Source organism: Leptospira perolatii (assembly GCF_002811875.1).
GTDB classification, from domain to species: domain Bacteria; phylum Spirochaetota; class Leptospiria; order Leptospirales; family Leptospiraceae; genus Leptospira_B; species Leptospira_B perolatii.
On record NZ_NPDZ01000025.1, the window covers coordinates 1 to 10,318 of the forward strand.

Consider the following 10,318-nt stretch of genomic DNA (forward strand, 5'->3'; position numbering starts at 1 on the left):
TGGAAGCTGCAATTTGGATCAAGGATGAACGAGTCCAAAATTTGATCTCTAAATTCGCATCGGATGACAGCCCTGCTCTTAGGAAAAGATTCTTTGAAACATTACAGAAAAATAATATTTCAGATACCAGGGCAGTGATCCCTAAAATGGCTTCCAGTGATCCGGACGAAGATGTCAGATTGCACGCAGTTGAAATTCTAAAAAACCGGAAGAATAGGCAATATATTTCCTTGTTTTACAAGGGGCTCTCCGAGCCGAATCCTGATCTCAGACGGATCAGTTTGGAGGCATTGTTTTATTTTGGGGACAAGCCAGGTGCCAAATCCGTTTCGGATCAACTGTCTAAGGAAAGCGTCACTTCTATCAAATATCGCTTGATTGATCTTCTCGTGGATTTAGGAAATCACGGGGGAGGCTCCGGAATATTAAATATTCTTTATTCTGACCCGGATCCTAAATTAAGATCCAGAGCGGCAGAAGCCATGGGGAAATTATCGTTTAACCCAGGAGCTCAGGAATTGAAGAATATCTTTGATAAAGAAGTGGTTACGGACGTAAAACTTTCCCTTTTGAAAGCATTGGCCGATTTAAAGGATAAATCCACAATTTCTGCTTTGCTAGCGTTTGCGGTAAACAAAAAGGAACAGATGCCACTTCGTTTACAAGCAGTAGAAACAATTCGAGTGATCAACGACCCGGATTGTCTTCCATCTTTATTTGACGCCTATGTTTTCGAGAAATCTCTTGAAGTAAAAGCCGGAATGGAAAGAGCGATCAAGGAAATCCTAGCGGCGAAGTTTTTAAAGTAATCTTGATCAATAGAAAGAAATAAACTTCGTTAAAAACTTAAAGATACTTTTCTAAATATTCTTTTCCCTTTAGGTGACTGGGTTTTAGGATAGGAAAATCTTTTCCGGTCTTCTTTCTCCACTTGCGATATGCCTTGCTGGATTCCCAGTATACTTCATATTCCGAATCCAACCGAAAGAGCAATTTTTCCCAAAATATAAAATGACTATCGATAAATTCCTGTCGGATTTCCTTTGCCCTTTGCGTCAGAGGGCATTTTTCGGTGAACTCCTTCATAAATACAAGTCCGACTAGAACACCTCTGCTGTCTAAATACGGTTCCAATGGAAAAGTTCTACAACTAATAGATCGATTTTCTCTTTCGCAATGAGCGACCCCTTTACATTCGCAAAACGTAATTTTACGATGATCGTATTGGGAGAATTCTTTTTTTTCCTCCTTAGTAGTCGGGACATATGCTTTCCAAAGATCTGTCCTAGCGGAGAGCATTTCGAATTCCGACTTATACAAAGCGGGGAGCGCGTTGTCCGATTGGCAGCACAATGGGACTCCTCCATTGCTAGGTGCGCATAAGCTCCCGCAGTCGAAAGAGGTGACTTCTTCTTGCAGTAAAGAATAATAATATTGTACTTCTTCGGCTGTTAAAGCCTTAGGGTCCGGCTTGGGTACTTTTTTCATGAATTTCTTTTTCTCTTTTCCGTTCTCTTTTCAGAATGATTCGATTGATATAAAAAATTCTGAATAGAAAATAACCGCCGCACATAGTTGCACCGGAAAGTAACAGCCCCCATTTTTTATAAAATACTTCGACCTCTTCCGGAAGGAACCCAGATTTTCGAAGTAAAAACAAAGCCACCGAGCCCAAAACTAGAACGCAAAAGCAGATCAGAAAATAAAAGGTGGTGTTGTGTAATGACCAGAGTTTATCTTCTCGCTCCCGTTTCAGTAATAAAAATTGCTGATACAGTCTGTGATACTCTTTCGCAGTAGATATCTTTTGTTGTTCAAAGAATTTTTCGAATTCTTCCGGAACTCCGCTAGGATCAAGAATCACCAACTCATAGTCCAAAGACGCGTCATACTTTTTACGTCGATTTGGGTCCGAGAGGAAGTAATGTGCGAGAGAGCCTTCTCTGAGCAGGTCTTGGTTCCAAGGAATCCAGGAGTGGGAAAGCGTGCTTTTGACATATCTATGGAATGCCTTATCGATCTCCGAAGGAGTCGCATCCCTAGAAATATCCAGGACCTCGTAATAGTCCGCTTTCCGATTTAATCCTAAGCCTTGCAAGGAACCTCTCATTTTCCAAAATCCGATTTTGTCTCTTTTCGGAGGAATGCCAACGTATTTTCAATCGCTTTTACTCCCTGGAAATCCTTTACAGCCGATTTTGGGAGGGAAAAGTCGACTTATGAGTGTGATCGAAGCCATACCGAAACCCGGACGCGTATACATTGAAACATACGGGTGCCAAATGAACGAGTACGATTCGGGTATTGTTTCCAGTTTAATGAAGGGTGCTAGCTTCGAAACAGTTTCTAGCCCTGAAGAATCTGACGTTATTTTTCTGAATACTTGTGCAATCCGCGAAAACGCACACGCAAAAATTTACGGCCGTTTACAGAGCTTAGGTTATTTAAAAAAAAGGAATCCGTCCCTGGTTATAGGTGTTCTGGGTTGTATGGCTCAGAATTTGGGAGACGATTTATTCCACCAGGAGCTCCCACTGGACTTAGTCGTAGGTCCGGACAACTATCGATCCCTTCCCGAATTGATCGATCGGATTCGCTCAGGGGCTCAGTCCGTATCACTGACCAGACTTTCTAAGATCGAAACTTATGACGAAATCGAACCCAGAGTCGTAAACGGAGTTCAGGCCTTTCTTACCATCATGAGAGGATGCAATAATTTTTGCACTTTTTGCGTGGTTCCTTATACGAGGGGAAGAGAAAGGAGTAGGGACCCGCAATCTATTGTCCGGGAAACGCAGGACCTTGTCTCTCAAGGTGTAAAACAGCTGACTCTTCTTGGACAAAACGTGAATTCGTATAAACACCAAGACGAAGACTTTGCTGCCCTAGTTCGCTTATTATTAGAAGAAACAGAAATCGAAAGGATTCGGTTTACATCTCCGCATCCAAAGGATTTTCCAACTCATCTATTGCAACTCATGTCGGAGCAACCAAGATTTTCTCCAAACATTCATCTTCCATTACAATCTGGTAATACTGAAGTATTATCAAATATGAAGAGAAATTACTCTAAAGAAGAATTTTTGGAAGTAGTCGAGCGAATCCGCAGTTTTGTCCCCGAGGTTGGACTTACTACAGATATCATTGTCGGCTTCCCTGGAGAAACCGAAGCGCAGTTCGAAGATACATTAGACACTGTCAGACGTGTTGGATTTGATATGGCCTTTATGTTCAAATATTCCGAAAGGGAAGGAACAATGGCCCAGAGAAAACTCAAAGACGATGTTCCTGAGGAAGTGAAAGGGGAGAGATTGACCAGATTGGTGGATCTACAGACTGCAATTTCTCTGGAGAGAAATCAGTCTAAGATAGGCAGAGTATATCCTATTCTTGTGGAAAACACTTCAAAAAAATCTAAAGTAGAGCTCTGTGGCAGAACTCCGTGCGGAAGAATGGTGGTGTTTCCAGCCGAAGGCGAATTAGATGAATTCTCTTTACTTTCAAAAATTGGAAGTACTGTACAAGTTCAGATCGAATCTGCAACAAGTGCGACCTTAAAGGGAAGGATCGTGTCTTGAAGAAAACTTCTAATCCTTCCGGAGGGAAGGATGGAGGAAGTAAAAAGAAATCTACTTCGAATGCTTCGGCAAAAAAGACAAAGATTTCGGATTCCAAGCCTTCCAAAAAAAGGAATACTGTTGATTTCGGTGTAGAAGCCCACGGACAAGTAGGATCCGGAACCGACCTGAGATCTGTTCGCGTCCATAATGTAAGCGAACTTCCCGCAGATTTTTACGTTCATACAGACCGAGAAAAATTCTTAAGAAAAGTTCCCATCTTAGATCGATATATTCTTTCGGAAATCGTTCCTCCCTTTTTTGTTTCCCTTCTCTTTTTCACTACGGTTTACATGGCGCTCGCCTTGCAAAAAATGATCGGTCTCTTTGTGGGAAAGGGAGTGGATCCTTTGCGACTCTTGGATTACTTCGGATATCTTTTGGGAAATATCATGCCAATGACGATTCCGATGGCTTGTTTGATGAGCGGAGTTATGGCCGCAGGTAGATTGTCTGGTGATTCTGAGATTACTGCAATCCGATCAGCTGGAATTAGTTTTTCTAGAATCTATGTAGTGTTTATCGCATTCGGGATCTTTATGGCGACTGTAGTTGGATACCTGAACTTCTATTTGTCTCCTGAAAACACTCGAAAGATGACCGAATTCAACAAATGGGTGTTAGCTTATAATCCTTTGCTGGCGATGACTCCGGGGCAGTTCAGCGGAGACAAACAGCAGGATCTTTTTGAAGAAAAAGGAAGAACCATGTACACCGACGGGGTCAATCCGGAATCCGGCGAACTCACCGGTGTGCAGATTCGAGAATGGAAAATCTTTCTAGAAGGTGACCAATATTTTTATATCGGGTCGACAGCGATTCCTATGGGCGGATCCAGGATGACTCAGATCATCTCCGCGAAAAAAGGAACTCTTGTTGAAAAGTTGGGCGAAAATGGAGAGTTCGAAAAATCTATACGGTTAAGAGACGGATGGATTTTGGAATGGGACGATGCGCAAAAGGGCTTTTCGATTACAGATTTGCGAAACGGGGAGATGGACTACAATATCCCGAAAAAACAGGAAAAGAAAAGCCTAGAGCTGAATGTTAGTCCTGAAACTTTCACAATGCCGGTTCTTATACAGATTCGTAACAGCATCGAAAGTGAAGGCTTGGAAAACATTCCAGGACTGGAAGTTCTAAAGGAGATGGGAATTTCCGTGAAAGGGATCGGTGGGCTGAAGCAAATGGTCACGAAATTGCAAATCGAGCTCATGCAGACAGCCGGTGATCCAAATATTTCTGCAGCCGAAAAAACTCAAAAATTCTCCGTTTTTACTCAGCTGGATGCCCTACTCAAACAATCAAAGCGAGTTTTAGCTCAATTTAATGTGGAAATCCATAGAAGAATCGCAATGCCTTTGTCCTGTCTGATTTTTTCAGTCATTTCTCTACCGTTAGGGCTCGTGGTAAAACGATCCGGTCGTGGGATGAGTTTTACAATGGCGGTTGTACTCATCATCATTTATTGGGGACTGTTTACCGTTGGAAGTAACGTATCAGATAACGATAAATTTCCCGTTTGGCTGGGCCCCTGGTCAGGAAACATTGCCGTGACCATTATCAGTCTGAATATCATGCTGAAACGAACCGACATGAGACTTCCGGAACCGATTACGAAATTTCTGGATAAGATCGGAGAACCCTGGGAAGTCCTAAAAACGAAATTGACAGCTATCCTCGAAAAAATACCTTTATGGAGAAATCTCTGGCCAAAAGAATAATCGATTTTTTTTCGTCAGAGGTGTAATCTTTGAAATATTTCCACTACTGCTTAGGTTAAATTGCAGAGAAGGAAGGGGGACCGGAGTTGAAAACGGCAAATATTTGGCATATTACTTCCGGAGCAGAATTCCCCATCCATATTTGGAAACATCCTCGGATCAACCTTGAACTGAGGAAAGTCCATTTGGAAGATTACAAGGCGATCGAACTCGATGCCCAGGAAATTCATATTTTTTACCTAAATATTCGCCTCAAAGAATGGAACGGAATCAAGGATGACTTTCTAAAACGATTCGAGCTCCATCCTTTTTTGAGCGTGATCCTTATTGTCTCTCCGGAAGCCGAAGAGATTTTTCCTAAGCTTTCGGCGAAAGGGAAGACTGAGGTTTTAGAAAATCCGGTACAACCTAGAACGCTCAGACTGATCCTAGATAGGATTATTCAGACAGAATTTTTCAAAAATGTCGCAAATGAAATTGGGAACAGTTGCCTGGCGAATGTTGGTTTTTTTGAAGGAGTTTTCGAGCTCGCCAATAAAGAATATAAAGATTCCAGCAAGGCTAATGCAGCTCTCCATTCTATTTTAGAATTTGAATCTAAAATCAAGAAAAACAACGAAGAGATTAACAAGGCACTGGAAAGAGTCAATGAGCTGAAAAATCAGGAATTACTTGCTTTGCATGAAAGACTGAAAGTATCCGAGATCATAGACAATCTAAAGACACAAGAGTTAAAGCAAGCTCTTGAACTGAGAAGGGCCACCGAGAAGGCACTGGAATATTCAAGCATTGAAGAAATCGAGATGAATAAGATCTTGGATGCTCATACTAAATTATTTGCCTATACCGAAAAAGAAATCAGAGAGCTCGTAAAGGAAAACAAGCGCCTCAGAAAAGAATTAGGCCTTCCAGATATAGAAGATCCTTGATTTTATCAAGCTGCCCTTGATTGAAATTGTTAAAGGCCTATTCCGAATTCCAGCTGCTCGATTGTTCGCAGTAGCTTCGGTTTCGTTTCTCCTATTTTATAAGCTTTCTCCGATCCTATATGACGCCGTCTATTCTTCTCGGGTCTACAGCACCGGATTTTACTTTTTAGTTTTAGATCCCTTTGGCGTGAGTATGAACTGGGACACGATTCTTACTCCTCTTTTCCTGCATTTTGTAGATCCGAAAATGAGTCCAGAAAAGTTCGCCAAGATTCTATTGACCATCACTTCATTGTCCGGCTCTTTGATCAGTGTATTAGGTTTTTATTATTTACGAGGCTTAGGTTTTATTCTACTAGGATTCGTTTATTTGGCCAGTCCTTTGATGCTCGTTCAACTGAATTGGATTGGGTTTCCGGATAACATTACAGTATTGTTTTCTTTTTTACTTATCTCGATTTTGCTTAGAAAAGAGAAGGATACTTTCTATTATTTAACACTAGGTTTGGTTTTATCAGTCGGAATGTTGAATCACTATTTTCAGTTTTTCCTGATAGGTTTGATTCTTTTATCTGCGAAAAGCGTTTATCTAAACCAGGTGGAAAGAAAAGATTTTTTTGTGTTCGGGTTTTCAGCCTGTGCAGCATTGATTTTTGCTTTCTGTTTTATCAAGTGGAATGGAATTCCTTTTCGGAACACTCGTGTAGATGCAGCAACATCGTTTGCTTTATCTGATTTGCTAAGAAATAATCTCTCTTACTTGCATTATGGAATTATAAGTTTGTTTCATGGGCTTTTTCCCTTGGCGCTTTGGATGCTTTATAAGGAAAAAAGAAGTTAGCTATTTTTATGGTAGCGATTTTGTCGATTACCTTTTTTACTATAGATACAACTAGAGTATTTTCGATTTTATTCATTCCATTTTTGTTATATGCAATCTTAATACGGTGGAATGAACTTATAGAAAAAGAAAGGAGGATTGCACTTTCCTTAGTAGCCGTAGCTCTTCTTTGGAGCCTGTTCGTTCCCCTTTTCTATAAATGGGTTGACAAGATCATCTTTTTGGATGGAACCATACTTCAGTAAATTCTCGCAGTATTTCACAGGATAGCTTTTTAATTCGGTTTAGGATTCTGAAAGAATCAGTTCTATCTTTATTCCTTTGCGAGTAGCTCGATCACTCTTCTGAATTCCGAAGAATTGCGTCCGTATTTTTTCTCTGCAAAAAGGATGGCGTGCTTTCTTTTCTTGGTAAGATAATACTCCGCACTTTCTTCGTCCTTCAACTTCTTGGCCGAAAGGTAGAGTCTTTCAAAGCAGTGTACTAACATTTGGTGCGGAAGACTTTCTGCCTCAAACTTTGGATCCAGTTCTATATATTTTTGTAAGAATTCTGAAGCTTGCATGTACTGCCTCAGCGAATATTGGTGCTTAATTAGTTCCCGATAGACTCCTGCTTGGAGTTCTACATAAGCCGAACTTTGCTTGATCTTCGGGTTTCCAATCTTTTCCATATCACGAATCGCTAATGCTAGTAGTGTGATAGAATCTAATCGAGCCCTTGTCAATTCTCTAGAATAAATACGCTCGACGTTTTCTAATCTCGCATTCTTTTGCCAATCGTATCTTTCTGAATCAAGAGTTCTGGCTTCTTCCGACTTTCTCTTTTCTTCGATTTCCATGTTAATTTTTCGGAAGGTGTCGATTGCCTTTGTTAGTCCTTCTCTGGCTTTTTCGAGCAAGGATTTTGAACGATCTTCAGAATATTCGTTTAGCAAATCTAAATCTTCGAATTGCAGACTCTCCTTTTCCCAAGGCTCTTCTTCAGAAGAATCGGGGATCAAAACTTCTAATCTTTTGTGATTTTGCGAAGTATGAGGATCGGTTTCGGCCAATATTTGAACAGCCGAAGTGAATAAGAATAGTAGGAACAATGCATGGGGTAGTGCGTAAAACGCTGGGCGGGATCGGAGACTCAATTTTGAAACTTCCATCTACTCATAAACATCGGCCTATGAGGCCAAAAAATTAGGAATCCTTTTTTGATATGTCCCTATATAAAAGGATTTCGTTAAGCCAACTGAGGACCTGCCCATGCGACACGATTCCGCTTTCTCCGGAAAAAGAGTTCTGCTAATGCGGGTCCTCTGAAATGTTGAAGTTGAGGTAAAGGCACAATGAGAGAGTCCGAAGTTCCTAATAAAAAGAGAATCGTACTAATTGCGCATGATAATCGAAAAAGCGATTTAGTAGCTTGGGTCAGCAGCCACCTTGATTTATTGTCGAAGCATAGTCTGCTTGCAACGGGAACAACAGGAAAAATTATCCACGAAAAAACGAAGGTACCGATCGAATGTTTCGTGTCTGGACCATTAGGGGGTGACCTGCAAATTGGTGCGCAAATTGTGGATGGGGAGATTGATATGGTGATATTTTTCTGGGATCCATTGACGGCGCAGCCTCATGATCCCGACGTAAAAGCCCTGCTAAGAATTGCAGTACTTTATAATATACCAATTGCTTGTAATCGGGTATCTGCCGATTATTTTATACAATCACCTCTTATCAACAAAAGTTATCGCCGTAGCAAAGTAAACTACGCTACAGGCAGTACAGAATATTAGGAAATTAACTTTAGGAACCAAACATTGGCGTACCAAAAGGAAAAAAAAGTTACCGATAAGGTGTCGATTATCATTCCGACGTATAATGAATCGGAAAACTTGCCGTTAACTGTCAACGCTGTTAGAAGGGTATTGCACGATTTCGATTACGAGATGATTATTGTCGACGACAATAGTCCAGATGGTACCTGGAGGGTAGCCGAGAATTTAAAAGAAAATTTTCCGAATATTAAAGTGATTCGTCGTATCGGAGTCACTGGGTTATCATCAGCTGTGCTGACTGGAATGGCAATGGCAGAAGGAGATTATATATTTGTAATGGACTCCGATTTGCAACATGACGAAGCCATTCTGCCTCAAATGATAGAATCTCTTGTAAAAGACGGCGCAGATATTTGCATCGGGACTCGATACATTGTGGGAGGCTCGACTGGTAAATGGAGCAAAACGAGACTATTCTTAAGTCGAGTTGCCACAAATTTCGCGAAGCTTTTATTGCCCATTTCAGTTTCTGATCCGATGAGTGGTTACTTCGGAGTAACGAGAAAAATGTTTCAGAAAACGAGCGAGCAGGTGAATCCTACAGGATTTAAAATATTGCTCGAGTTTCTTGCGAGAAGTGGATCGAATACAGTGATTGCAGAGATCCCTTATACCTTTCGAAATAGATTGCACGGAGAAACAAAATTAAATAGTTCGGTAGTTCGAAATTACTTGATCGCTTTGTTTGATCTTAAGTTCGGAAAATGGGTCTCTCCGACTTTCTTGCTATATTCTATCGTAGGTGCGAGTGGAGTGTTGGTAAATATTTTAGGATTTTTGTTCGGAGAATTATTAAAATTTCCTGATCTATTGACGAACGTTCCTTTCATAAATCCACTCCCAGTTTCTGTATTATTTGGGATAGAGCTTTCAATCCTGTCCAACTACCTATTGAATAACTACTTTACATTTTATGAAAGAAGGTTCCGAGGGAAAAAGGCTCTATTAGGTTTTTTAATCTTTAATTTGGTTAGCTTTTTGGGCCTATTTGTGCAGGTTTCGGTTTTTCACGTATCCTACTATGCGATTTTGCCTAGTTTGCAAATTTCTCCGAATCTTTTCCTAAAATTGGGATGTGATATTCTTGGGATCTTGATCGCGATGTTTACCAATTACTTTTTGAACTCAAATCTGACTTGGAAAAGGAAATGGAGTTTAGGGTAGAAGTAGTTTAGGTTTTCTTAATTAACCAATGTAGGAGCTCCTACAAGTGTTTCTTTTTTTAAAAGCTTGCGCGAACTATGAATTTTTGGTAATGGGCTTTTTGAAGGGGGTTTGCCCGCCACCATCCCCCCACCCAAGAAAGTGAAGAACCGGGAACATAGGTAACACTTTAAACCGGAGACATGGGTTACACTTTTGGTTGTTGAATTAACCTTTTT

Annotated in this window: 12 protein-coding genes; 8 read left to right on the top strand and 4 right to left on the bottom strand. The window is 40.7% G+C overall.

The window, feature by feature from the left end:
* A partial coding sequence (locus tag CH373_RS18190; protein WP_100715535.1) for a HEAT repeat domain-containing protein occupies positions 1-809 on the top strand: 809 nt, incomplete at its 5' end.
* Positions 810-846: 37 nt separating this feature from the next.
* Here CH373_RS18190 and CH373_RS18195 read toward each other — a convergent pair.
* Together CH373_RS18195 and CH373_RS18200 are read right to left on the bottom strand one after the other, a co-directional pair.
* Positions 847-1,488, bottom strand: coding sequence for a hypothetical protein (locus tag CH373_RS18195; protein WP_100715536.1), 642 nt, complete (start codon positions 1,486-1,488; stop codon positions 847-849).
* Positions 1,460-2,110: a J domain-containing protein gene (locus CH373_RS18200; protein WP_100715537.1), complete on the bottom strand. Its 651-nt coding sequence runs from the start codon at positions 2,108-2,110 to the stop codon at positions 1,460-1,462. Before CH373_RS18200 ends, CH373_RS18195 begins: the two co-directional genes overlap by 29 nt.
* A 109-nt stretch (positions 2,111-2,219) precedes the next feature.
* Here CH373_RS18200 and miaB point away from each other — a divergent pair, with 109 nt between their 5' ends.
* The 5 genes from miaB to CH373_RS18225 all read left to right on the top strand — a co-directional run bounded on the left by miaB (position 2,220) and on the right by CH373_RS18225 (position 7,356).
* The gene (miaB, locus tag CH373_RS18205; RefSeq protein WP_100715545.1) at positions 2,220-3,578 is read left to right on the top strand and encodes a tRNA (N6-isopentenyl adenosine(37)-C2)-methylthiotransferase MiaB; all 1,359 of its coding nucleotides are present in this window, start codon (positions 2,220-2,222) and stop codon (positions 3,576-3,578) included.
* Positions 3,575-5,341: an LptF/LptG family permease gene (locus CH373_RS18210; protein WP_100715538.1), complete on the top strand. Its 1,767-nt coding sequence runs from the start codon at positions 3,575-3,577 to the stop codon at positions 5,339-5,341. Before miaB ends, CH373_RS18210 begins: the two co-directional genes overlap by 4 nt.
* Before the next feature lie 86 nt (positions 5,342-5,427).
* Positions 5,428-6,270 (top strand): hypothetical protein, encoded by an 843-nt coding sequence (locus tag CH373_RS18215; RefSeq protein WP_100715539.1) that lies wholly within the window; start codon positions 5,428-5,430, stop codon positions 6,268-6,270.
* A 16-nt stretch (positions 6,271-6,286) separates the two neighbouring features.
* Positions 6,287-7,111, top strand: coding sequence for a hypothetical protein (locus CH373_RS18220; protein ID WP_100715540.1), 825 nt, complete (start codon positions 6,287-6,289; stop codon positions 7,109-7,111).
* Between the two features lie 8 nt (positions 7,112-7,119).
* Entirely contained in the window at positions 7,120-7,356 is a 237-nt protein-coding gene (locus CH373_RS18225) for a hypothetical protein (RefSeq protein WP_100715541.1), read from the top strand.
* Positions 7,357-7,424: 68 nt separating this feature from the next.
* On the opposite strand, the gene CH373_RS18230 is transcribed toward CH373_RS18225, so the two are convergent.
* Positions 7,425-8,249, bottom strand: coding sequence for an FcpA-related putative periplasmic flagellar protein (locus CH373_RS18230; protein WP_125170056.1), 825 nt, complete (start codon positions 8,247-8,249; stop codon positions 7,425-7,427).
* 198 nt (positions 8,250-8,447) lie between these two features.
* On the opposite strand from CH373_RS18230, the gene CH373_RS18235 reads away from it, so the two are divergent.
* Together CH373_RS18235 and CH373_RS18240 are read left to right on the top strand one after the other, a co-directional pair.
* The gene (locus CH373_RS18235; RefSeq protein ID WP_100715543.1) at positions 8,448-8,894 is read left to right on the top strand and encodes a methylglyoxal synthase; all 447 of its coding nucleotides are present in this window, start codon (positions 8,448-8,450) and stop codon (positions 8,892-8,894) included.
* Between the two features lie 24 nt (positions 8,895-8,918).
* Positions 8,919-10,100 carry a glycosyltransferase family 2 protein gene (locus CH373_RS18240; protein ID WP_100715544.1) on the top strand — a complete coding sequence of 394 codons (1,182 nt, stop codon included), beginning with the start codon at positions 8,919-8,921 and terminating at the stop codon, positions 10,098-10,100.
* A 17-nt stretch (positions 10,101-10,117) separates the two neighbouring features.
* On the opposite strand, the gene CH373_RS18755 is transcribed toward CH373_RS18240, so the two are convergent.
* Positions 10,118-10,318: hypothetical protein (locus CH373_RS18755; protein ID WP_207763709.1), on the bottom strand; the 201-nt coding region annotated here is incomplete at its 5' end.

Coding starts and splice junctions, on each gene's coding strand:
- CH373_RS18195 (WP_100715536.1), bottom strand. CDS start 1,488: ATGAAAAAAGTACCCAAGCCGGACCCTAAGGCTTTAACAGCCGAAGAA.
- CH373_RS18200 (WP_100715537.1), bottom strand. CDS start 2,110: ATGAGAGGTTCCTTGCAAGGCTTAGGATTAAATCGGAAAGCGGACTAT.
- miaB (WP_100715545.1), top strand. CDS start 2,220: ATGAGTGTGATCGAAGCCATACCGAAACCCGGACGCGTATACATTGAA.
- CH373_RS18225 (WP_100715541.1), top strand. CDS start 7,120: ATGGTAGCGATTTTGTCGATTACCTTTTTTACTATAGATACAACTAGA.
- CH373_RS18235 (WP_100715543.1), top strand. CDS start 8,448: ATGAGAGAGTCCGAAGTTCCTAATAAAAAGAGAATCGTACTAATTGCG.